Genomic DNA, 22521 nt, shown 5'->3' with positions numbered 1-22521 from the left:
CCGTAGGTGCTGCGCGCCATGATGTCAGGGAAGATCAGATCACGGCTGTCGGCATGACAAAGGGGCGGCACCGCTACGACGACTCCGCATCGGGGCCTGTGCGAAGACGCAGTGCCGGGCCACTGAGGAGACCTCAGCGACCAACCTGCCGTAGTCCACAACGAGAAGCCGGCCAACCGAACTTCGACCACAGCACACTCACGGCCGCCCCGGCTCTTAGGCCGAACCGGGGCGGCCTGGCTGCTTGCACGCCCGGGCGTACAGACAACCTTCAGGCCGCGTTACCAAGACGGCCGCTCTCCATACATCAACCGCAGTGGAGCGGTACTCAAGAACCACAGACCATCCGTGGACATGAAGGAGTCGGCGCCGCAGGCCGCTCAGGCGCGGTGATATCGGACGGGAGCCGTGATGTCCGCTCCCAGCGCCTTGGCCGCGTGGCGCCCGTGAACCTCGACGGGTGGCTACTTCGTTGCCGGCTCATCTGTGATCGCGGAGAAAGGCCGGGATGTCGGACCGTGTCGGGTAATCGGGCAGGGGTGCGGGCTTGTCCTGGAGGAATGCTGTGATGACGGCCGCTGCTCGTTGATCGTTGTCATCCAGCCCGTTCCATATGTGGTGGCCGACACCGGGCATGTACTGGGTGCGCCGGATGGCGAGGTCGGCGGCGAGGACGGCTGTCTGCCACTGCCGGACCTGGGAGGAGCACTCGGCGATCATCAGCATCGCGGATGTCCGGGAGCGCCTCAGTCTCGGGGCGAGAGAGGGGGAGTTCTTGATCGTCTGCTGGACGCGGAGGCTGGCGGCGGCGCTGAAGGAGAAGTTCTGCGCCGTGTCCTCGACCGGAATTCGGTGCGCGTCCTGCGCGCAGTAGCCGGCTGCGGTGTCGCTGCCGAGGTCGGCGGCCGTGAAGGCGTTGTCACCCTCGGCCTGCCCCACCAGCCCAGTGTCCGGGGTGAGTAACCCGAGCCGCATGAGGCCGAATGCGACGGCGTACCGCGGGGTGTGGGTGGAGCGCGGTCCGGTCATGGGAGGTGCGATGGCGCGTGCCGTCGGTCGACCCTCGTGCCCCGCGGCCCGCGCGGTGGGGCCGTCCATCGGCCCTGGCTCGGCGATGATCGCTCGGTGCAGACGGGCGGCGGTACCTGGATCGGCCAGTGCGTTGGTGAGCACGACCGCACCCGAGGAGAATCCCAGCACGTCGACGCGCCCCCTGCCGAGTCTGTCGACGAAGGCATTGAGGTCGCGGACGGACCGGGTGATCGAGTACTGGTCCATCGGCAGCAGGTGGCTGCGCCCCCCGCCTGCCTGCTCGTAGGCGAATACGTCATGGCCCTCTCCCGCGAGCCGCTGAAGGAAGCGGTGGTCGCGTACCGATATGCCCCGCACCGGCCCGCCGTTGAGGTAGACGAGCGGAACGCGGTGGCGGGGACCGCCGCGGGCGGGCGGGTAGTGGTAGACGGCGACCCGGCTACCGGTGGACAGTTTCCAGTGCTCGGCGGTCACGAACGGCAGGGCGGTCGGGTAGCGACGCGTCGTCGGAGCGCTCGGAACGCACACCGACAGCGTCAGGGCCGCAGCGACGAGCACCGGCAGGAACGGTGCCAGCCGTCCTGGCCAGGACCGGCGGCGGCCCCGCCACAGCGCCGTGGCAACCGCGATCCCGATCGTCGCGGACCACGCGGCGAACCCCGATCCCGCACCGTCGGTGGCGACGGTCAGCGCCAGGAAGACGGCGATCAGGCCCACTACCGCGGTGACAGCCGCCAGCACACGGCTGACGAAGCGGCAGGAACGTATGACGGACTGCGGCACGGCGGTCTCCCCCAGGTTCTGAAACTGCGTTTCAAAACGATGTTAGCAAGAGATTAGACTTCCCCCCGTGGGAAGGCCGAGAACGAACGACGCTGCCGTCAGAGAACGGCTCGTGGCATGCGCGACCGAAATGTTCGCCACCCGTCCCCAGGAGTCGGTCACAGTCCGCGCGTTGGCCACCGCTGCCGGGACATCGACAGCGGCGGTGTACACGTTGTTCCAGGGCAAGGACGGACTGATCCGTGCCGTGCGTGACCGGGCGGTCGGCGGCCTGTTCCAAGAGCTGGCGGCGGTTCCTCCCTCTGATGCCGCCCTCGACGACCTGTACGAACTGGCCGACGCGTATCGCCGCTGGGGACGCGAACACCGCAACCTGTACATGGTGTTGTTCGGCGGGGCGCAGTCCTTCGACCCGTCGGGCAGGGTCGGCGACCGCGACCCCGTGCAGCCGCTCGTTGCGGCGATCGAGCGCGCCGTGGTCGACCACACTTTGGCGGGCGACACCACGATGATCGCCGTCTCGTTGTGGGTCGCCCTGCACGGGCTCGTGACCCTCGAGCTCACCGGCGGTCTTGACGACACCGCAGCCGAGACCGCTTTCCGCTCAACGGTTCACGCAGTACTCCGCGGCTGGGCAACCCCCGCCACGTTCCCCGGCCTTCGACGCAGCAACCTCCCACCGTGAGACTCAGTGGAACATCGCGGGGCCGCCCAGCACCTGCCGACGCCCGTCGAGCTCGTCGGCCTGAGTGTGCTTCGTCCGGCCGGATCCGGTCGCTGTGTGCGTCGACGTCGTTGCCGTCCCGGAACCGAAGACGGCGGCGAAGAACCGTGTGCCCCTCGATCTCGCCACCATCTCCGCGGCACATCAGGCGGAGCTGGTCGACCGCGTCCGGGCCCTCGCTGCGACGCCCGCGCCGTGGGGCCGGGCAGCGTGCCGTGGACGGTCCTCGCCGACCCGGAGGGCCGCGAGTTCTGCATCCTCGCCCCCTCCTGACGCCGAACCTCAACGCCCTCCGGCCGCCCTCCGAGGCAAGCGGTGCCTGGTGTGGGCGCCGGGCTCAACGCCCGGAGTCCGGCTTCCTCTTCGGCCCCGCGGGTCGCTGCCCGGACGAGGAGTCCGGCCCGTTCCCGCCTCCGGTGCGGGCGGGATCTCCGCCCCGGCGGAGTCCGACCTGGACGGCTCCGAGAACGACCTTCAAGGCGACTCCGATGAGCAGGAGGTCTCCGAGCACCTGCACCATGACGATGACCTTCGCCGTCTGAGTCGCGGGAACGATGTCGCCGTAGCCCACGGTGGCGAAGGTCGTGACGGTGAAATACAGCGCATCGGTCCGGGTCAGCGGCTGGTCGAAGGTCTCGACGGCGTTCCTCGCCAGGAGGAAGTAGGACGTCGCGAAGAGCAGGACGAACAGTGAGAAGACCGTCGCGACCGTTTCGAGCGCGCGCAGCCGGGGATGGGCGGAGCGCGCGACCTCGATCGTCTGCCAGGCCAGCAGGCCGGCCACGACGAGAAGGCCGACGGCCAGGCCGATGACGGTGCCGGCGGTGAGCGTGCGGTCCATCGGCAGCGCGTAGTACGCGATGACCAGGAACACGCAGATCGCGACGGTCCGGAGGAGCATCAACGACGTCAGGACGCGGCGCCGCCACCGGGGAAACCGGTCGAAGCTCCGGGCCACGGCCCGTTCACCTCCGCCGGTCACTCAGCCTGCCGTCACTGCGCGAGGTCGCCGAACACCCGGGCCCGCGACCGGACTCGGCGGTCTCGCCCGTCCACGGGCCCGGGCGGAACGAACGGCATGCTCCGGAAGGCGCCGGCGGGAGGGAGATTCACCGTGCGGCCTCCTCATGCACTCCCCGGGGCGCGACCTCCGCGTCCTGCCTACAGGCGTATCGCAGGTCGCCCACCGTGGCCACCGCATCCGGACCGACCGGGTGCCGGCCGTCTTGCGCTGCCGGAGCGGTGACCGGACATCGGGCTCCGCCCGGATGCCTCCGGCGCCGGTCCCTGGGCGGGCGTTGCCCGGGGCGGCCATGGTCCGGCCGCCCCGGGCGAACCATGGCCGCCTGCCGTGATCAGGGCCTGTTCTCGGCCCGGCCCCACGGGGTGTCCATGGTTTCCAGCACGGTCGACGCCTCGTTCCAGGACTTGTCGTCCGGGTAGAGCTCGCTCCGCAGGTACGCCCACACCAGGGCGCGGAGCGCGGCGACCCGTTCGGGGTTCTCGTCGGTGGTCTCCGCCGCGTCGTAGGTGCTGATACCGCCGAAGCCGTGCCCTGCTCCGTACAGCCACAGCAGGCTCTTGCGGCCCGGGGCCAGGCGGTAGGCGTCGGCACGCCAGTCCTTGCGCTCGCTGAAGAACCTGTTCGTGTCGTCGTCGCCGGTGACGACCAGCGCCGGCGTGGTCATCCGGTCGAAGCGGGTGGTGCCGAGGATCGGCCAGTGCTCGGTCGCGTACGGCGCGAGGTCGTCGCCGACGCCGGGCGCCCCGAGGAGCACGCCCGCCCTGATCCGCTCGTCGGGCAGGTGGACCTGGGAGCCGTCGACCGGGTCCGTGACGGTCGAGCCGCAGAGCATCCCCACGGTGTGCCCGCCCATCGAGTGTCCGACCGCGGCGATGCGGCCGCGGTCGATCCGCCCGCTCAGGCCGGGCACGGTCGACTCGATCCGGTCGAGGTGGTCGAGGATCGCGCGCACGTCCTCGACCCGCGTGCGCCAGTAGAGCGGTGCCTCGTAACTGCCGGCCTCGCGCAGTCCGAGGGTCATCGAGTCCAGGTGCGTGGGCTGGATGACGACGAAGCCGTGCGCGGCCCAGAAGTGCGCGAGCGGGCCGTATCCGTACAGGGAGGAGACGAAGTTGGAGGGGCCGTTGCCGTGGGACAGCACGATGACCGGCAGTTCCCCGCCGGTCTCGGGCACGGAGACCTTGATCTGGAGGTCGACGGCGCGGCCGGGGACGGGGACGGTCATCGGGGCGTACGAGACGACGGGAGCGGCCTGGTCGACGGGGAAGCCGGCGGCTTCGGTGAAGGCGGTGCTCATGGTGCTCAACTCCTGTTCCGCGTGCGTTGCTTGCCGGGTGCTCCGGCGGGATCCGGCGTGGACGGGCGGCGGTCGTCAGCGGCCGGGGCGGCGGTGAGGTCCGAGCCGAGGGGTGGTTGTTCCATGTCTCCAGCCTGCGCGCCGGAGGCCGTACGCTGAATGGTTTCCGGTTCGCAATTCTTGTGCGAGAGTACGAGCGTGGCTGTTGACCGTCTGTCCGAGGTGTTCGACCTGGTCGAGGTCCGTGGAGTGCTGTCCGGCGGGTTCGCCGCCCGGGGGCGGTGGTTCGCGCGCGGCGAGGTGCACATCCCGCTGAAGTTCCTCGCCGTTCCGTACGGGCACGTCCGCCTGACCACCGACGGCCTCGATTCGCCGCTGGTCCTCGAACCCGGCGACGTCGCGGTTCTCAACGACCGGTCGTGGATGCGGCTCGACGGCGGCACGGGCGACGAGCCGCCGCGTGAGGTCCTGCCGGACGAGCACTTCTCGTTCACCGTCGACCGTGAGCGGGACGACGTGGTCGTGGGCGGGCGCATCGACCTCACACCGGGCGGCCGGGCGCTGCTGCTCGACGTGCTGCCGCCGGTGACGCACATCGGGCGGTCGGTCCCGGCGACGTCCTCGCTGCGCGCCTGCGTACACCGCATCGTCGACGAGATGACCGGCGGCAAGGCGGGCGCCGCCTTCGCGATCCGCCAGCACGGTCAGCTCCTGCTGCTCGAGGTCCTGCGCGCCTTCATGAGCGACAGCGATCTGCCGCCGGGCTGGCTGGCGGCTCTGCGCGACGAGCGCCTGCGGCCGGCGCTCGACCTCATCCACGACCACCCGGACCGCGCATGGGGCCTGCAAGAACTCGCCCACGCCGCCGCCATGTCGCGCACGACGTTCGCCGTGCGCTTCCGCGAGGTGGCGGGTGCGCCGCCGCTGACGTATCTCACGCGGTGGCGCATGCTCCTCGCCCAGCGGGCACTGCGCGACGGCGACGTGCGGATCGCGTCGCTCGCGGCGGAGCTGGGCTATGCCTCGGAGGCCGCGTTCAGCACAGCCTTCAAACGCGAGGTCGGCGAGGCGCCGCTGCGCTTCAGGAACCGTATGCCCGCCATCACCGGCGACCACGGGGACGGTTGAATCACGCAAGCCCGCACGGCTACGCGGGGCGCGGGGGCCAGGTGCCCGGGGCGAGCACGCCGAGTGCGTAGGCGCGGGCGACGAGGGCGGGCCGGGTCGGGGCGCCCAGGAGGTCGCGCAGCCGGCTGAGGTGGTAGTCGACGGCCTGCCGGGAGAGCTTCAGCGAGGCGGCGATCTCGCCGTTGGTGCTGCCCTCCGCGAGGAGGGAGAGGATGCGCAACTGCGCGGCGGTCAGCGGCGGATGGGCCTCGTGGGCGAGGCCCTGGCCGGTGACGACGGCCCATACGTGGGCGGCGCGGCGGCCCGTCGGGTTCACGGTGGTCAGGTGGAGCCGTACGCGGCGCCGGCGGCCCTCGGCGTCGAGCAGCAGGGCGGAGGTCTCCACACGTCTGACGCGGCGGGCTATCAGCGCCTCCCAGGCCAGGTGCAGCCGGTGCAGTTCGGGAGCGGCGGCGAGCAGGGTGTGCGCGCGGCGTCCGAGGATGTCGGAGAGGCGGGTGCGGAGGAGTTCGGCGGTGGCCGTACTCGCCTGCTCCATACGGCCGTTGACGGACAGCAGCGCGCACGGCAGCCCGCTGTGGTCGCGCAGCGCCCGCAGGTTCTCCTCGGCCTCCCGGCGCTGATGCATGGCCCGGGTGTGCTCGGTGATGTCGACGTAGATGCCGGCCACGCAGGCCCGGCCGTTCTCCTGTACGGGGAAGCGGTGCCCGGCGGCCTGGCCCGTGCTGCCGTCGGAGCGGTGGTAGGTGAGGGTGTGGCGCACGGGCTTGCCGCGGCTGAGGATCTCCTGGTCCAGGGCGCGGAACTGGGCGGCGTCGGCCGGGGAGTCGAGGTCCTCTATGCGGCTGCCGGCGACCTGCTCCGGTGTCGTGCCGTAGAGGTGCGCGTAGGAGTGGTTGGCCCACAGGTAGCACCCGTCGCGGTCGCGCAGGAACGCCGCCGCCGGTGCGTAGTCGGCGAAGTCCGCGAAGGCGGCGTACCGGCGGAGGGCGGCGGGGGGTTCGGGGACCTCGACGGCGAGCCCGCGGTGACCGTGTGAACTGCCGCCCGGCAGGGGCCAGTTCACATCGAAGGTCCTGCCGTCGAACTCGACCGGCCGGTGGGCCTGTTCACGCCGGTGGGCCTCTTCACGGGAGCGCTCCGGCAGGGACGTCTCCTCCCGTACGCGGTCGAGGAAGCGCCGCGCGGTGTCCGGGTCGGCGAAGGCGCCTCCGCCGCTCTCCAGGACGTGCCACCGCTCGTCGGTCTCCCACCAGGCCACGGGGAGGTGCTGGAGCAGTGCTTTCAGACTGGAATCGTCCACGGCGGCCCTTCCGTCCGTCTCCGTCGGACCGGCGGGAGGGTGATCGCGACGCCGCTCCCGCGCGGGTGCCGCCCATGCCCGGCCGGTGCGCCTCGCGGAGCGGGCGGCCGTCCGCGGGGCACGGTCTGTGTGGTCACGGAATCTTCACCATCACCTGCCGATGTCTGCAACTTTGGCATTTGCCTGACCGGGTCCGGCCTCCGGTGGCACCGCGGACCCCGCGCGCCTGATTCCCTTGTGTACGGCGCCAGTTACACCCCGTGAATCTACGCGCGTCGTGCCTTGCGCGCATGTACGTGCGCGCCCGCGCGGTCCGGGGAAGCGCGAACGCGTAACGCCCCGGCCCGCACGGCCGGGTGATGGGAACGGGCCACCGCCCGGCGTCCCGTACCGGACAACCGATGGGAGACGAACTTCTGTGAGCACAGTGCTGTTGGTGCACGCCAAGGGTGGCCCGCCGCTCGGTCACGTCCTCTCCCGGACGGCGGCGAAAGCGGACGTGCACCTGCTGGCGCTCAGCGAGCTGCCGCCGTCGGTCGACGCCTCGGCCGAGGAGCTGTGCGCGTCGGTGGTGACGCCCTCCGGCGCCGAACGGGCCGATCTGGGCTCGCTGATCGTCTCGTCGGCGAGGGCCGTGGGGGCGGACGCGGTGCTCACCTTCTCCGAGTACGCGGTCGTGGCCGTCGCCGAGGCGTGCGAGACGCTCGGCCTCGCCGGGGCGGGAGGCGCCGCCGAACTCGCCCGCGACAAGCGGAAGATGCGGCACGTCTGGCACCGACGCGGCCTGCCGCAGCCGGAGTTCCGGCCCGTCGCCACCCGGGCGGACCTGCACGAGGCCGCCGCCGCGCTGCCCTTCCCCATGCTGCTGAAGGCCGCCTGGAGCGCGGGCTCCACCGCGCACCAGATCATCGGCTCGCCGCAGCAGGCCGACGCCGCGTGGCACTGCTCGCGCCAAGTGATGGCCGAATCGGCTCAGTTGGGTTTCGCGGAGCTCCATGTGGCCGAGGCCGGCGCGCACTTCGTGGTCGAGCAGATCGTGACCGGAGCGACCGAAGGGTGGTTCGACGAGCCCGGCTGGGGCGACTACGTCAGCGTCGAGGGCGTCGTGGCCGGCGGCGTCTTCCACCCGGTCTGCGTCAGCGGCCGCATGCCCACGGTCGAACCGTTCACCGAGCGCGCCAGCATCACGCCCGCACCGCTGCCCGCGAGCCTCCAGGACCGTGTCGTCGCGCTCGCCAGCGAGGCCGTCGACGCCCTCGGCCTGCGCGACTGCGGCACGCACACCGAGATCAAGCTCGGTGCGGGCGGGCAGATGTGGCTGATCGAGACGGCCGCGCGGTTCGGCGGCGCGATGACCGTCCCGCAGATCGAGGAGGTCTTCGGGCTCGACCTCGTCGGCATGCTCGTCGACCATCTGCTGGGCCGCCCGGTCGCCTGGCCCGAGGGCGCCCTCGGGCCTCAGCAGGCGCGGGGCGCGGCGGGCTCCCTCGTCGTCCTCGCGGTGGACGGCGACGGGCACGCCTGGCCGGACCGCAGGGTGTGGGACTTCACCGGCGTACGGGAGGCCGTCGCCCTGAGCGAGGGCAGCGCCCTGTCGGTCGTACGGGAGTCCTCGCTGCCCGACGGCAGCACCGTCCCGGTCTACGAACCGGCGGGCGGTGCCAACACGATGGCCGCCCTGTGCCTGCTCTCCGCCGCCGACGCGCCCACCGTGCTGCGCGACTTCACGGCCCTGGTGGACGCCCTGCCCCGCGTGCTGCCGCCCGCGGTTCCAGTCGGGCCGACGGGCGCGAAGGCCGCCCCGACTCCGGCCCCCGGCTCTGCCCCCGTACCCGCCGTCGCCGTCGTGCCCTCCGTGGCCGCCGCCCTCCCCCGGCTCCGTACGGCCGCCCGCACCGAGGAGGTCCCCGCATGAGCGCCGCCCAACTCGCCGCCGGCGCACCCGTACCCGCGGCCGACCGCACGGTCGTCGGCGAGAACCTGTCGCTGCCGCTGTTCCGCGCGCTGTCCGGCACCCTGGCCGGCCACCCGTACCTCAAGGTCGTCGTCGACCGTGCCGAGGAGACCTGGCACGTGCTCGACACGGCCGCCCACCCCTTCCACGTCGACTACGTCGCCACCCGCATCCTCGGCATGGGCCTGGCCGAACTCGACGCCTCCCTCGACGAGTTCAACGCCTCCGTCTACATGGACCCCGGACGCCGCTTCCTGCTCGGCGTGCTCTCCCTGCACACCGACGAGGACGCCGAGGGCCGCGAACGCACCTTCCTCGTACTGGAGACGACCGAGGCCGACACCATGCACGGCGAACTGCTGGCGTACTTCCACGCGTTCGTACGCGAGCGCGTCGACGCCCGGCTGCCGCTGCTGCTCAAGCCCGCCAACCACGGCCAGGAGGAGGAGCTGGTCGCGGTCAGCGAGCAGCGCGTGCCGCGCATCCTCAGCCACGAGCTGTTCGGCACCCGCACCCGTACGCCGCTCAACACCGGTGAGGCGACGGGCCGTCTGCGCTGCTTCGGCAGCGTCGAGGAGTACGAGGCGGCCGCCGCCGGGCTCGGCTGGTCGGACATCGTCGCCATGCCCTGCCTCCCGGACGACGTGCAGCGGGTCGCCGGATTCGTCAACACCGCGCCCATCACGCCGCTCTCCCACACCAACGTCCTGGCCTCCGGCTGGGGCATCCCCAACGCGATCGTCCGCGACCTGCCGGAGATCGCCGAACGGGACGGTCTGGACGGCGCCTGGGTCCGCTACCGGGTGCGCGAGGACGAGGTCACCCTCGAACGGCTGGAGCACGCCCCCGAGTTGGAGGCGCCGGTCTGGCACCAGCAGCGCATACGGCTCGAACCGCCACTGCTGGAGGACGCGCCCGTCCTCGCCCTGCACCGGCTGCGCAGCGCCGACCGGGACCGCTACGGCACCAAGGCCGCCAACCTCGGCGAGCTGCACCACGTGCTCGACAGCCGCAGCGCCGACCTGACCGCCTTCCACGGACGAGCCCGTCCCCCGCGCGAGAACCTCTACGGGCATCTCGCGGCCCGGCTCGGCCTGAGAGGCCCCTCCCCCGACGAACTCCGCGCCGCCGCCACGTCGTTCGTGGCCGACACGGTCGAGGCGCCCGACGGCGTCGCGCTGCCGTTCTCCCTCCAGCACCGCTTCCTCACCTCCGTACCGGCGCTCCAACAGGGCCTGGGCAAGCTGAAGATGGCGCTCGAACTCGACGCGACCGACGTCCTCGACCCGCTCTGCCTCCAGATCCAGCAGCTGATACGGAACGCGCCGATGCCCGAGTCCGTCGCCCACGAGATCACCCGGGCCTTCCCGGGCCCGCTCGCCGCGGGCCACCGCCTCGTGGTGCGCTCCTCCTCCAACGCCGAGGACCTGCCCGGGTTCTCCGCCGCCGGGGTGTACGACTCCGTCACCACCGCGCGCGGAACCGGTGAACTCCTCGACGCCGTACGCCAGGTGTGGGCCTCGCTGCTCTCGCCGCGCAGCGTGCGCCTCCGTGACCAGGTGGGCATCTCCCTGGACGACACGTACATGGGCGTGATCATCCAGGAGTACGTCCCGGCCGCGCTCGGCGGCGTCCTGGTCACCTGCAACCCGACCCGGCGCGAGGACTTCCGCAACGTCTACCTCAACTGCTCGGCGGGCTCGCCGGAACAGGTCGTCGAGGGATCGGTCCTCCCGCATCAGTACCTCTACAACACCGTTGAGGGCGGCGGCCGTACGGTCGCGCTGGGCTCGCCGATCGAGGGGCAGCCCGACGGGATGCGGTCCCGGCTCGCGGACCTGTCGCTGACCGGGCGGCTGTTGCAGTCGCACTTCAGCGCGCCCGACGTGGACGCCCCGCTCGACATCGAGTGGCTGCTGACCGACCAGGGCGACTTCCGCCTGGTCCAGATCCGTCCGTACGCGCTGTGAGCGCCCGCCTGCCGCGCCTGCGCCGGGGCTCCGCCGCGCGGGCCGCCGCCACCGCGGGCACCGCGACCGCCGTGCCAACCGACGAGAAGACGGCCGTGACGACGGCCGTGACGACCGCCGTGCCCACTCCCGTCGCCCGCCGCATCATCCGTCTCAACTACGGCTTCCAGCTGCTGTTCAACCTGCTGTGGTGGATGCCGGTCTTCTACGCGTACCAGAAGGAGGCGGGCCTCTCCGACGGGCAGATCTTCGGCATCCAGAGCATCTACTACGTCGCGTTCTGCCTCTTCGAGATCCCGACCGGGCTGATCGCCGACCGCATCGGCGCCCGAAACTGCCTGCGGGCAGGGGCCGTCGTGATGACGGCGGCGAACCTCGCACCGGTCTTCAGCCCGTCCTACGGCGGCTTCCTGCTGCACTTCCTCGCGATCGCCGCGGGCCGCTCCCTCACCTCGGGGGCCGCCAGCGCGTATCTGTACGACGCGCTGCGCGCCGAGGGGTGCGACGAGCACTATCTGAAGGCCGAGGGCACGGCGCGTGCGCTGGGGCTCGCCGCGAAGGTGGTGTGCTGGCCGCTGGTCGGGCCGCTGATGGCGCTCGCGCATCCGGCCCCGTATGTGCTGAGCGCCGCGAGCGCGGCGGGCTCCCTGATCTGTGTCGTGGCACTGCCCCGGCTGGCGGCTCCGCGATCCGGTACGGACAGCGGGGACGGTAACGAGCCGTCGTCCGGGGCGAGTTCACCGGGCAAGGCGGGTCGCGTACGGGGAGCACGGCGCCGGGGACGCGGCACCTCGCTGCGTGAGGCAAAGGCCGCGCTGCGCTGCGTCGCCTCCTCACCGTGGCTGGCGCTGGTGATGGTGCAGGGCGTGGGCGTCTTCACGCTGTCCCGGATCTGCCAGGTCAACCTCTTCCAGCCGATCCTGCTCGACCACGGCATCGGAGAGTCCTCACACGGCGGGGTGCTCGCCGCCATGACGGTCGCGGAGGCCGTGGGCTCGGCACGTCCCCAGTGGCTCAGCTGCCGGCTGAGCCCTGTGGCCTGGGTCTCCGTGCTCAGCCTCGCGCTCGCGGGCACGCTGGCGGGCATCACCCTCGGCGGGCCGTGGACGGTGATCGCCCTGCTCTGCCTGTTCGCCGCCGCGACCGGCTTCGCCTACCCGGTGCAGCGCAAGCTGGTCAACGACGCCGTACCGGCCGACGCCCCGCGCACCACGCTGCTGTCGGTCGAGTCGATCGTGGACCGGGCGGTGTGCGCGCTGGCGGCGGTCGCCGTGGGCGCGTACCTCTCCACCGGGCATCTCGACGAACTGCTCTGGCACAGCGCGCTGGCGACCGCGGTCCTGCTCGGCGCATTCCAACTCGTCCTGCGCAGGCGGAAGTCGGCACCCGCCGCCTCCGCAGGCCGGGTGGCGGAGACCGGCCCCACCCGGGAGACCGGCCCCACCCGGGAGACGGGCCCCGCGCACCAGGGGCGCGAGCGTGCCGTACCGACCGCGACCGCAACCACGGCCGGGACCGCAACCGCAACGGCGACCACGACCAGAGGCTCAGCCACCCGGGACGCCGTGACCGGCGCGCACCCAGCGGCCGGGGCGTAGGACCCGCACGCCCGCGCCCCCGGCACGTGCGGGGCACGGGCGTGCGGGGCACGGGCGTGCGGGCGGGGCCGCGGCAGGCGTACGGGAGAGACTCCCGTACGCCGCCGTCGCTATCGCCGTCGGCGTCGCCGTCGCGGCTCGCGACCCTCGCTCAGGAGCCGTCGGCCAGGTCCTCGATCACCCGGGCGGGCAGGAAGGCGGGGCGGCCGGGCTGCCCGACCTGGTAGGCGACGTAGCCGAGCGAGGCGGCGGCGTCGGTCTCCTCGGCGGTCTCGGCCTGGTAGACGAGGCGGCAGCCGTCCGCGTTCTTCTTGGCGCGCTCCCACAGCGCGGGCGCGGGCTTGCTCTCCGCCTCGGTGCGCGGGGTGAGGATCCGGTCGCCGAAGTCCTTCCAGGCGAAGGGAGTTGAGCCCTTCCAGGCCTTGTCGACCTCCTTCTTCAGGGCCGCCGCGCGCTTGGCGTCGGTCTCGCCCCAGGAGGGCGGCACGTTGGTGATCAGGCCGACCTCGATGTCCCGCTCCCGCAGCTCGCGCAGGTAGGCCGCCGCGCCCGGCATATAGCCGGTGCTGTCGTCCTCCGCCGTGTGCACCAGGGTCTCGCCCAGGTCGAACCAGACGACGGCGCAGCCGTGTTGGTCCGCGGCCCGCGCCGCGGCGACCGGCTCCCGCGGCCCCGCCGAGTGCCCGGCCGAGTGCTCGGCCGCGCCGGCCGCCGTGGCCGGCGGGATCGAAGCCAGTGCGGCGGCACCCAGCACGAGGCCGGTACGGAGGATGCTGCGGGAGGCGGGTCTGTTCATGGCGTCGGCGCCTTTCCATCGGGTCCATCGGGACCATCGGGACGCATCACACGATGCGTGCATGTCCGGGGCATGACCCGCGAAGACGCGGGATCGCCGCGTGAGCCTCACGTGTCCGGAAGCACGTGCTTCCTGCCACCGCCCGACCCCCATACCCCCGAACCGCATCGATCACTCGCATCCCCAAGTCCCGCTGGGCGGAGGCGGGTTGGAGCCAAGGGGAGGCTCACCGCGTGAACCGTGGCGGGCACCACCGGACGGAGAGGGGTCACTCATGTGGCGTATCCCCGGGAGGTGCCCGCGCTCGTCGTGAGCGATGGTCGGGACAGGAGTTCTGTTCCGCGAGGGAAGGCGGGCCTCCAGTGGATGAGCGCTGGCGCGGCTCCCGCCGGGAGCTGGTGGATCGCTCGGAGGGGTTCGGGGAGCGGCTGCTCGGACAGCTGCTGGACCGGTCTCACCAGATGCCGCCGCAGCTCATCCCCCCGCTGGTGGCGGAGGAGGCGGCCCGGATCGGAGGCCGCGACGTCTCGATCCACCTTCAGGACTACGGACAGAGCACGTTGGTGCCGCTGCGCGGCCGGGGACTCACGGCGGGTGAGCCGCTGCCCGTCGACGCCTCGCCGGCGGGGGAGGCGTTCCTCGCCAGGCGCATGGTGGAGGAGTGGCGGACCGACGGGCTGCGGGTTCATGTGCCGCTGGTCAACGGCGCCGACGAGATCGGCGTGCTGTCGATCACCATGGACGTCCTGGACGAGGACGACCTGCGGCTCCTGCGGCGGCTGGGGGCCCTGGTCGCGGAGATGCTGATCTCCAAGGCCCGCTACACGGACCGGTTCTTCCAAGCGCGCCGCCATGGCCGGCCGCTGAGCCTTGCCGCGGAGATCCAGTACGCGCAACTTCCTCCGCTGGCGATGTCCACGCCGCAGGTGTCTCTCGCGGCCGTCCTGCAACCTGCGCTCGACGTGGCGGGCGACAGCCTGGACTACGCGCTCAACGACGACATCCTGCATCTGGCGATCATCGACGCGATGGGGCACGGGCTGGAGGCCGCGCTGCTGGCGACCCTCGCCCTCGGAGCCCATCGCCGTGGCCGGCGTGCGGACGTCGGGCTGCGGGAGCTGTACGAGATGATGGACCGCGGCATCAACGGCACCTTCGGGCCCGAGCAGTTCGTGACGGCCCAGATGATGCGCCTGGACGTCTCCACGGGAGATCTCCAGTGGGTCAACGCCGGTCATCCGGCGCCGCTGCTGATCAGGGGCTACCGCGTCATCGAGCGGCTGGAGAGTGAGGACCGGCTGCCCATGGGCTTCGGCCGCCCCGCCCCTCGTACCGCCGCGGCTCAACTCCGGCGCGGAGACCAGGTGTTGTTCTTCACCGACGGCGTCATCGAGGAACGCGGGCCCTCAGGGCAGGAGTTCCGTGAAACCCGCTTGATCGACGCCATCGAGCACATCGGCCCGTCCAGCAGCGGCGTCATCGAAACCGCCCGCAGGCTTGCCACCGCGCTGGAGCGCGCACGGGGCGGCGTGGCCGCCGACGACGCCACCTTGTTCCTCGTCGAATGGCACGGCCGCACGGCCGACCACCTCGCCAGGCTCGACATCTAGCCGGTCACGTCCACGTCCGCCGGCCGGTCACCTCCGCTAGCAGGTCACGTCCGCCGGCCGGTCACGTCCGCGACGTATCGCGGCGGCCTGCGCGCCCCGTTCCCGGGTGACGCGCATCACACCGAATGGAAAACCCGCGGTCCGCCCTCCGCGTCTAGCAGGTGTGAGATCAGTCAAGGCAGCGCTGCACGAGCTGGACGAGGAACGACTCGTCCGCCTGGTGGCCAGGGGCGACCGTGCCGCGTTCGAGGAGCTGTACAGGCGCACGTCGCCGTGGATGGCGGTGCGGCTGCGCCGCCGCTGCGCGGACGAGCAGATCGTCGCCGAGGTCATGCAGGAGACGTATCTGGCGGTGTGGCGAGCGGCGGGTGCGTTCGCCGGGAGCTCGGTCGGAGGGTCGGCCGTCGGCTGGCTGTGGACGATCGCCGCACGCCGCCTCGTCGACGCCTTCCGGCGCCGGGCCCATCACGCGGGACCGCCGCCCGCGGCCGCCTCGCAGACCGTGGTGCCCGCCGCCGAGGAGGAGGTGCTCGCCGCGACCGTCGGCGGCGACGTCGGGGACGCGCTGCGGCGCCTCGCGCCGGAGCTCAGACAGGTGTTGCAGGCCATGGTGCTCGACGGGCTCTCCGTACGGGAGACCGCCGTCCTGCTCGGACTGCCCGAGGGCACGGTCAAGACCCGTGCACGCGAGGCGCTGGCATGAGCCCGGAACACGCGTCGATGCGGATCATCGACGCCTACGCGCGTGGCGACTCGGACATCGCCGCCGACGAAGTGTGGGCCCTGGAGGCCCACTTGGAGAAGTGCGGGGCGTGCCGCGACCGGCTCTCGGCCGCCGTCACGTCCGAGGCGCCCGCGGTCGCGTCGCTCGTCGGCACCGTGTGGTCCGAGCTGGAGCCCCGGCTGGCCACGGCCGTCCCGACGCCGCCGAGGCGCCGCTGGTCGGGACGGCTGTCGGCGTGGATGACGCCGGTGATGGTGCCGTGGCTGGTCATGGCGGTGAGCGTGACGCTGATCGCGCTGCTGCTGGACGTCTCCGGAGTCCGTCCGGGCCTGGGGGACGAGCCGCTGGTGCTGCTGCTCGCACCGCTGCTGCCCGTGTGCGGAGTCGCGGCGTCCTGGTCGCGCGGCCTGGACCCGGCGTACGAACTGACGGCCTCCGCGCCGAGAGCCGGGCTGCAACTGGTGCTGCGGCGCACCGCGGCCGTGCTCGCCGTCGTCATCCCCCCGCTGCTGGTGGGCGGTTGGGCGACGGGGGTGGGAGCGGGGCAGTGGCTGCTGCCCGCTCTCGCCTTCACCTCGGCCGCGCTGGCGCTGAGCACCGTCGTCGGCGTGACGCGCGCCTGCGCCGCCCTGGTGGTCGTGTGGGCCGCCGTGGTCCTGGCGCCGACGCTGGCCACCGGCCGTACGGCCTTCGTCCTCCAGCCGGACGGCATGCCCGTGTGGGGACTGCTCCTCGCGCTCGGCACCGGCGTCGTGGTCGCCCGCAGAGGCGCCTACTCCGTGCTGGGAACCGATCGTTGACACAGGAGAGGAAACAGATGATGCGCGCGGTGAGCGCGGCTGACGTCGCACCGAAGGCCTACGCCTGGGATATCCGGGCAACGGGCCTGAAGGTACGGGTCGGCGCGAAACGGATGGCCGTCGACGGGCTCGACCTGTCGCTGGGAACCGGCGTACACGGCCTCCTCGGACCCAACGGGGCGGGCAAGACCACCCTCATACGGGCACTGGCGACGGTGCTGCGTCCCGCGGCCGGCAGCCTGGAACTGCTCGGGGAGCCCGCCGGCGGCACGGGCGAGGCGCACCGTGCGCTGCGCCGCCGAATCGGCTATCTGCCACAGGAGTTCGGCTACTACAAGCGCTTCACGGTGCGCGAGTTCGTCGAGTACATGGCGTGGCTGAAGGAGGTGCCGAAGGCGGACATCCCCGCGGCCGTGCAGCGCGCCGTGGAGCGCGTGGGCCTCGCGGACCGCGCCGACGACCGGATGAAGACCCTCTCGGGCGGCATGGTGCGGCGCGTGGGCATCGCCCAGGCCGTCGTCAACGACCCGTCGATACTGCTGCTGGACGAGCCGACGGCAGGACTGGACCCGGCGCAGCGGCTGCGCTTCCGCGAACTGCTCCAGGAACTGGGCGCGGACACCTGCGTGGTCGTCTCGACCCACCTGGTGGAGGACGTCGCCGCCGCCTGCACCGACGTCGTGCTCTTCGCCGAGGGCCGGCTGCGCTTCCAGGGCACCCCGGACGACCTGGCCGCTGCGGGCGGCCCCGAGCACGTGGGCGACAGCCCGCTGGAGCGCGGCTACTCGGCGCTGCTCCTCGACTCCGCGCAGGAAAGGGGCACTTGGTGAACGTACGGGTTCTGCGTACCGAGTCGAGAAGGTCCGTCGCCCCCTGGGCCGGGGCCGTGATCCTGGTGAGCGCGCTGGCGTTGCTGTACGGACTGAGCGGTCCGTGGTGGAACGGCACCGCGCGGTGGACGGCGCAGTGGACGTCCATGGCCCTGTGGACCCGCGGCCTGCTGAACTACCTGTGGCCGCTCGCCGTCGGGCTGGGGGCGCTGCAAGGGCTGCGCGACCACCGCTCGGGGATGTCCGAACTGCTGACGAGCACACCGCGTCCCGCCTGGCACCGGGCGGCCGTGCTGGCGGGTTCGTCGGCGCTCACGCTGGCGACGGGCTTCGCGCTCGTCGTCCTCACGGGCGGGGTCCAGGTGCTCTCGAACACCGCGTACACACACCTGGGTTGGCTGCCGATCTCGCTGGTGGCGGGTCTCGCCCTCGTCGCGGGCGCCGTGCTGGGCATGGGCGTCGCGCGGGCCCTGCCGTCCGTGCTCACTCCGCCCGTACTGACCGTGGGCGCTCTTCTCCTAACGGCGCTGCTGCGGCTGTCGACGGACCCGGCCGTGCCGTCGGGCTCGCTGCCGAACCGGGTCACGCTGCTGTCGCCGGCGGTGGACGGGGCGCGCCAGGTGCTGCTGACCCCGTCCGTCTCCGTACATCTCGGGCAGACGCTGTGGCTCCTCGGCATGGCCGGGACGGGCTTCGCGCTGCTGGTCGCCGCGACCCCGCGCGTCCGGCTGCTCGCCCTGACGCCCGTTCTGGGGGGCGCGGCGCTCGCCCTGCTCGTCCTCCCCTCCGCCCCGCGGCAGACGTACGTCGTCGACAAGGAGGCCGCGGCCCCGGTGTGCGACGGGCCGGTGTGCGTGACGAGGACGCACCAGGCGCGGCTGGCCGGACTCGCGGATCCCGGCCGGAAGGCGCTGCGGCTGCTGCACGGAGCCCTGCCGCGCGGCCAGGCGCCGGATTCGGTGCGGGAGAGCACCGCCCTGCGCGGGATCGGCGATCCCGCGCCACGGTCCCGCGAGCATGTGCTCGTCGACTTCGAGGACAAGGTGTTCGACTCCGCGAAGGACGAGGAGCTGACCCGTTCCCTGGTCGCCGTGGGCATCGCGCCGACGTGCCTCGCCCGTAGCGCGAACGAGAGCGGCACGCTCGAAGAGCTCACCGCGCAGAGCATCGCGGCGAGTTGGGTCCTCGGGGACCTCAAGCCGCTCCACGACGCGTACTACTCTCCGGCCGAGCAGATGGCAAAGGCCCGCCCCGTGTGGAAGAAGCTCAAGGCCCTGCCGCGCGACCGACAGCGTGCGCGCATCGCGGCGTTGCACTCCGCGGCGCTCTCCTGCGACATCGACGTGCTCGACGTGCTGGCAGGCGGTGGATCCCGGTGAGATGGGCTCTGCTGTACGCCCGCTCGCGGCAGGTGCCCGCCTCGCTCGCCGCGGTGGTGATCAGCGCGGCGGCGGTGTGGGCACTCGCCCGGGACGGCCACGCGGGCCCGTCCGATCCGCGGCTGCCCGCGCTGGCCCTCACCATGGGGGCCACGGCGGGCTCGATCGGTCTCGGCGGTCAGGACGTCGCGCTGGACCGTACGGCCGCGATCCGCTGGGTACCGCGCAGGACGGTGCACGTGCTGCTGATCGGCGCGGTCGTCGCCGCCGCGCTGACGGCCGTGCAGTCGCTGGGCGAGGACCTGGCAGCCCTCGCGTTCGTCGTACGGGACAGCGCGGGGCTGACGGGACTCGCCGCCGCCGGCGCGGTACTGCTCGGAGCGCGGCACGCGTGGACGCTGCCGGTCGCCTGGCTTGCGTTCACGCTCGTCGCGCCGCCCTCGGCGGACGTGCCGATGCAGGTGATGACGTGGATGCTGCTGCCACCCGGCACGACGGCCGGGACCTGGACGGCCCTGGCCCTCGCGGCCGGCGGTACGACGGCCTACGCCCTCGCGGGCCCGAGGCGGTAGCGGCGATGTGGCGGGCGTGACCCCGACAGGGCCTCCGCCGCCTGCGGTTCGCCGCCTGCGGTTCGCGGGCTGCGGTTCGCGGGCTGTGCGAGGCCTGTCCGCGCTAACACGTGGGCTTTCGGACGCAGGTGGGGCTACGCGGCCGAGTGGGCGGTGGAACGGCGGCGCTCCTGCGCGGACCGGCTCCGCCGTCCGCGGCGCCGGGACGGGCCGGCTCCCCGGGAGTTCCCGGCGGACGGGACAGCGAGGACGACGGGGGTGCCCGAGGGCTCCCGGGCGCCGGTGATGCGGCTCAGTTCGGCTTCGCCGGAGCGGACCCTGGTCACCTGCGCGATGATGTCGGCGTCCGACATGAGGCGGTTCATACTGCGGCGCTGGCCGGGGAGGACCAGGGTGACGACGGTGCCGGACTCGCCGGCGCGGGCGGTGCGGCCGCCGCGGTGCAGGTAGTCCTTGTGGTCGGCCGGCGGATCGACGTTGACCACGAGGTCGAGGTTGTCGACGTGGATGCCGCGGGCCGCGACGTCGGTGGCCACCAGCACGGTCGTGCCGCCGGTCTTGAACTGGGCGAGAGTGCGGTTGCGCTGGGCCTGCGACTTGCCGCCGTGCAGGGCCGAGGCGCGCACCCCCACGGCCAGGAGGTCCTTGACCAGCCGGTCCACCGCACGCTTGGTGTCCAGGAACATGAGCACCCGTCCGTCGCGCGCGGCGATCCGAGTGGTGGTGGCGTGCTTGTCGTCGCCGTGCACGTGCAGCAGATGGTGCTCCATCGTGCTGACCGCTCCTGCCGAGGGGTCGACGGAGTGGACCACCGGGTCGGCCAGATAACGGCGGATCAGCTGATCGACGTTGCGGTCCAGGGTGGCGGAGAAGAGCAGCCGCTGCCCGCCGGGCCGCACCTGGTCGAGCAGGTGGGTCACCTGGGGCATGAAGCCCATGTCGGCCATCTGATCCGCCTCGTCGAGAACGGAGACGGCCACATGGTCCAGCCGGCAGTCGCCCCGCTCGACAAGGTCCTTGAGGCGACCGGGAGTTGCGATGACGACCTCGCTTCCGGCCTGCAACGAGCGCGACTGACGGCTGATCGACATCCCGCCGACAACCGTCGTCAGCCGAAGCCGCAACGACCGGGCGTACGGGGTGAGCGCGTCCGTCACCTGCTGAGCCAGCTCCCGGGTGGGGGCGAGGACGAGCGCCAGCGGCCGCCGGGGCTCGGCACGCTGCCCGGCCGTACGGGCCAGCATGGCCAGGCCGAAGGCAAGGGTCTTTCCGGAGCCCGTGCGTCCACGCCCCAGGACGTCCCGGCCGGCCAGGGCGTCGGGCAGCGTCGCGGCCTGGATCGGGAAGGGCTCGCTCACGCCCTGGGCACGGAGCGTGGCCTGGAGGGGACCGGGCAGGTCGAGCTCGGCGAACGTCTCGACGGCGGGCAGGGGCGCCCTGCTTGTGACGGGCAGCGCGAACTCCTGCGAGGCCCCGGCGCGGGGCCGCCGGCCGTCCGGACGTCCGGTCTTGGCCGTACGCACGGGGGCGCCGCGTCGGGCCGTCCCCGCCGGACGGCTGCGGTTGCGGCCGGATCCGGTGGCGGCCTTCCCGCGGGAGCGGGAGGGGTCGGCGGTGTCGGTGCGAACAGTGCGGTTCATGCAGAACCTTCCTCGATGCGGCACGTATCGAGGAATTGGCGGCAGTAGTGAGCCGCACGAGGATTCGCAAGATCGAGCCGAAGAAAAACGGAAATTACCGGAACGACTGTGGCCCCTGATTACCCGTGAAAAATGCACCGGGCGGCCGATGATGAGAACTCCGGCCGTCGTACGGGTGCGGGCCCGTGGGGCGGGTTTCTTCCGGCCCACGAATCGGTGCTGCGGCAGTGGATCCGCCGCGCGGTGGCCTTCGTGGGAGGCCCGTCGAAACGGGCAGGTGAGAAATGGAGAGAGCTGGGACACACGTTGTGTGCCCCAGCTCGTCCTGCGTCAGCGTCAGGCGGGAACGATGTTCTCGGCCTGGAGGCCCTTCTGGCCCTGCGTGACGTCGAAGTTCACCGTCTGGCCTTCCTGAAGCTCACGGAAACCGGAGGCGGCGATGTTCGAGAAGTGGGCGAACACGTCGAGCCCGCCGCCGTCCTGCTCGATGAAGCCGAAACCCTTTTCCGAGTTGAACCACTTCACGGTGCCAGATGCCATATTGAATCTCCCTTGGGGGGCAGTGCCCGGAGTCCGCACTCTGCGGTCCGGCGTCGCTGCGATGATTTCCCCTCCGGGGTACCGGAAAAAACGCATGCTCAACGGCGGGCGCCGGAGAGGCATTTGAAGTCCTGGGAACCAACTGCAACTGGCGCAACCGTAGCACGGTCAATCCCGGGGAGTACGCCACGTCCCCCGCCGCACCGGCCGGGGCAAGAATCCTTACCGCGCATCAACTGCATTTCTGCGACGGCGAGAAGAGGTATCCATATCCGGTCGGCCCACGCATTCGCCGGCGAACGCCGCCGGGACGGCGACCGACCGGCCCTCCCGGGCGGCGGCTAGCAGGCGTCGGCCGTCGGCTCCGACCGGGTCTCCGGGTCGCGCAGCCGTTCGTTGATGCGCTGGGCCTCTTCGAGCTGGTCTTCGAGAATGATGATGCGGCAGGCCGCCTCAACGGGGGTTCCCTGATCGACCAGTTCGCGGGCCCGGGCGGCAAGTCGCAGTTGGTAGCGGGAGTAGCGGCGGTGTCCGCCCTCCGAGCGGAGCGGAACGATCAGGCGCGCCTCGCCCACGGCTCGCAGGAACGCGGGCGTGGTGTCGAGCATTTCGGCGGCCCGGCCCATCGTGAAGGCGGGGTAGTCGTCGTCGTCGAGATTGCTCGACGGGGAGTCGGGATTGTCTGCGGCCACTTGCACCTCTCGTGAAAACGCGTCGAGGGGCCCTGGCACCGTGCGGTACCAGGGCCCCGAGGGAATCAACACCATCTACCGGCTGTCACTTGGCCGGTGTTCTGTTTCCGCACCGCCGCTTGAAA

Annotated in this window: 19 protein-coding genes and 1 pseudogene; 12 read left to right on the top strand and 8 right to left on the bottom strand. The window is 72.1% G+C overall.

From position 1 onward, the window contains the following. Nucleotides 1-480: 480 nt before the first annotated feature. Nucleotides 481-1815, bottom strand: coding sequence for an alpha/beta fold hydrolase (locus HCC61_RS01625; RefSeq protein WP_169133386.1), 1335 nt, complete (start codon nucleotides 1813-1815; stop codon nucleotides 481-483). Between the two features lie 67 nt (nucleotides 1816-1882). On the opposite strand from HCC61_RS01625, the gene HCC61_RS01620 reads away from it, so the two are divergent. Beyond that, nucleotides 1883-2500: a TetR-like C-terminal domain-containing protein gene (locus HCC61_RS01620; protein WP_169133385.1), complete on the top strand. Its 618-nt coding sequence runs from the start codon at nucleotides 1883-1885 to the stop codon at nucleotides 2498-2500. A gap of 73 nt (nucleotides 2501-2573) precedes the next feature. Further along, nucleotides 2574-2806 (top strand): annotated as a pseudogene (locus HCC61_RS30400) (VOC family protein); the annotation flags it as partial. A gap of 70 nt (nucleotides 2807-2876) precedes the next feature. Here the strand turns inward: HCC61_RS30400 and HCC61_RS01610 are convergent. Beyond that, entirely contained in the window at nucleotides 2877-3497 is a 621-nt protein-coding gene (locus HCC61_RS01610) for a potassium channel family protein (RefSeq protein ID WP_169133384.1), read from the bottom strand. A gap of 397 nt (nucleotides 3498-3894) precedes the next feature. Next, on the bottom strand, nucleotides 3895-4860 hold the full coding sequence (locus tag HCC61_RS01605; protein ID WP_169133383.1) for an alpha/beta fold hydrolase: 966 nt from the start codon (nucleotides 4858-4860) through the stop codon (nucleotides 3895-3897). 198 nt (nucleotides 4861-5058) lie between these two features. Between HCC61_RS01605 and HCC61_RS01600 the strand changes: the two genes are divergently transcribed. Further along, entirely contained in the window at nucleotides 5059-5988 is a 930-nt protein-coding gene (locus HCC61_RS01600) for an AraC family transcriptional regulator (RefSeq protein WP_169133382.1), read from the top strand. A 19-nt stretch (nucleotides 5989-6007) separates the two neighbouring features. Here HCC61_RS01600 and HCC61_RS01595 read toward each other — a convergent pair whose 3' ends face one another. Continuing rightward, entirely contained in the window at nucleotides 6008-7291 is a 1284-nt protein-coding gene (locus HCC61_RS01595) for a PAS domain S-box protein (protein ID WP_169133381.1), read from the bottom strand. A gap of 418 nt (nucleotides 7292-7709) precedes the next feature. On the opposite strand from HCC61_RS01595, the gene HCC61_RS01590 reads away from it, so the two are divergent. Genes HCC61_RS01590 through HCC61_RS01580 form a run of 3 tightly spaced genes read left to right on the top strand, consistent with a single transcriptional unit; the run spans nucleotide 7710 to nucleotide 12813 of the window. Continuing rightward, nucleotides 7710-9206 (top strand): ATP-grasp domain-containing protein, encoded by a 1497-nt coding sequence (locus tag HCC61_RS01590; protein ID WP_169133380.1) that lies wholly within the window; start codon nucleotides 7710-7712, stop codon nucleotides 9204-9206. Continuing rightward, nucleotides 9203-11215 (top strand): PEP/pyruvate-binding domain-containing protein, encoded by a 2013-nt coding sequence (locus tag HCC61_RS01585; protein WP_169133379.1) that lies wholly within the window; start codon nucleotides 9203-9205, stop codon nucleotides 11213-11215. Before HCC61_RS01590 ends, HCC61_RS01585 begins: the two co-directional genes overlap by 4 nt. Then, nucleotides 11212-12813, top strand: coding sequence for an MFS transporter (locus HCC61_RS01580; protein ID WP_346776973.1), 1602 nt, complete (start codon nucleotides 11212-11214; stop codon nucleotides 12811-12813). The genes HCC61_RS01585 and HCC61_RS01580 overlap by 4 nt, the downstream gene beginning before the upstream one ends. A gap of 151 nt (nucleotides 12814-12964) precedes the next feature. Here the strand turns inward: HCC61_RS01580 and HCC61_RS01575 are convergent, their stop codons facing one another. Next, entirely contained in the window at nucleotides 12965-13609 is a 645-nt protein-coding gene (locus HCC61_RS01575) for an HAD family hydrolase (protein ID WP_169133378.1), read from the bottom strand. Between the two features lie 362 nt (nucleotides 13610-13971). Here HCC61_RS01575 and HCC61_RS01570 point away from each other — a divergent pair, with 362 nt between their 5' ends. From HCC61_RS01570 to HCC61_RS01545, 6 genes are all read left to right on the top strand, one after another. Beyond that, nucleotides 13972-15219, top strand: coding sequence for a PP2C family protein-serine/threonine phosphatase (locus HCC61_RS01570; RefSeq protein WP_346776972.1), 1248 nt, complete (start codon nucleotides 13972-13974; stop codon nucleotides 15217-15219). Between the two features lie 163 nt (nucleotides 15220-15382). Further along, on the top strand, nucleotides 15383-15922 hold the full coding sequence (locus tag HCC61_RS01565) for a sigma-70 family RNA polymerase sigma factor (RefSeq protein ID WP_346776971.1): 540 nt from the start codon (nucleotides 15383-15385) through the stop codon (nucleotides 15920-15922). After that, nucleotides 15919-16743, top strand: coding sequence for a zf-HC2 domain-containing protein (locus HCC61_RS01560; RefSeq protein WP_169133377.1), 825 nt, complete (start codon nucleotides 15919-15921; stop codon nucleotides 16741-16743). Before HCC61_RS01565 ends, HCC61_RS01560 begins: the two co-directional genes overlap by 4 nt. Before the next feature lie 20 nt (nucleotides 16744-16763). After that, nucleotides 16764-17573, top strand: a complete 810-nt coding sequence (locus tag HCC61_RS01555; protein ID WP_169133819.1) for an ABC transporter ATP-binding protein — start codon at nucleotides 16764-16766, stop codon at nucleotides 17571-17573. Beyond that, complete coding sequence (locus HCC61_RS01550) at nucleotides 17570-18952, top strand: hypothetical protein (protein ID WP_169133376.1); 1383 nt, start codon at nucleotides 17570-17572, stop codon at nucleotides 18950-18952. Before HCC61_RS01555 ends, HCC61_RS01550 begins: the two co-directional genes overlap by 4 nt. Next, entirely contained in the window at nucleotides 18949-19524 is a 576-nt protein-coding gene (locus HCC61_RS01545; protein WP_169133375.1) for a hypothetical protein, read from the top strand. The genes HCC61_RS01550 and HCC61_RS01545 overlap by 4 nt, the downstream gene beginning before the upstream one ends. 134 nt (nucleotides 19525-19658) lie before the next feature. Here HCC61_RS01545 and HCC61_RS01540 read toward each other — a convergent pair whose 3' ends face one another. The 3 genes from HCC61_RS01540 to HCC61_RS01530 all read right to left on the bottom strand — a co-directional run bounded on the left by HCC61_RS01540 (nucleotide 19659) and on the right by HCC61_RS01530 (nucleotide 22396). Next, entirely contained in the window at nucleotides 19659-21164 is a 1506-nt protein-coding gene (locus tag HCC61_RS01540; protein ID WP_169133374.1) for a DEAD/DEAH box helicase, read from the bottom strand. 336 nt (nucleotides 21165-21500) lie between these two features. Continuing rightward, complete coding sequence (locus tag HCC61_RS01535) at nucleotides 21501-21704, bottom strand: cold-shock protein (RefSeq protein WP_169133373.1); 204 nt, start codon at nucleotides 21702-21704, stop codon at nucleotides 21501-21503. Between the two features lie 341 nt (nucleotides 21705-22045). Then, entirely contained in the window at nucleotides 22046-22396 is a 351-nt protein-coding gene (locus tag HCC61_RS01530) for a MerR family transcriptional regulator (RefSeq protein WP_169133372.1), read from the bottom strand. Nucleotides 22397-22521 lie beyond the last annotated feature (125 nt).

It is taken from the genome of Streptomyces sp. HNM0575 (assembly GCF_012726265.1).
Classification (GTDB): Bacteria; Actinomycetota; Actinomycetes; order Streptomycetales; family Streptomycetaceae; genus Streptomyces.
This window is presented reverse-complemented; position numbering and strand designations above follow the sequence as displayed.

Coding starts and splice junctions, on each gene's coding strand:
- HCC61_RS01605 (WP_169133383.1), bottom strand. CDS start 4,860: ATGAGCACCGCCTTCACCGAAGCCGCCGGCTTCCCCGTCGACCAGGCC.
- HCC61_RS01585 (WP_169133379.1), top strand. CDS start 9,203: ATGAGCGCCGCCCAACTCGCCGCCGGCGCACCCGTACCCGCGGCCGAC.
- HCC61_RS01575 (WP_169133378.1), bottom strand. CDS start 13,609: ATGAACAGACCCGCCTCCCGCAGCATCCTCCGTACCGGCCTCGTGCTG.
- HCC61_RS01560 (WP_169133377.1), top strand. CDS start 15,919: ATGAGCCCGGAACACGCGTCGATGCGGATCATCGACGCCTACGCGCGT.
- HCC61_RS01555 (WP_169133819.1), top strand. CDS start 16,764: ATGCGCGCGGTGAGCGCGGCTGACGTCGCACCGAAGGCCTACGCCTGG.
- HCC61_RS01540 (WP_169133374.1), bottom strand. CDS start 21,164: ATGAACCGCACTGTTCGCACCGACACCGCCGACCCCTCCCGCTCCCGC.
- HCC61_RS01535 (WP_169133373.1), bottom strand. CDS start 21,704: ATGGCATCTGGCACCGTGAAGTGGTTCAACTCGGAAAAGGGTTTCGGC.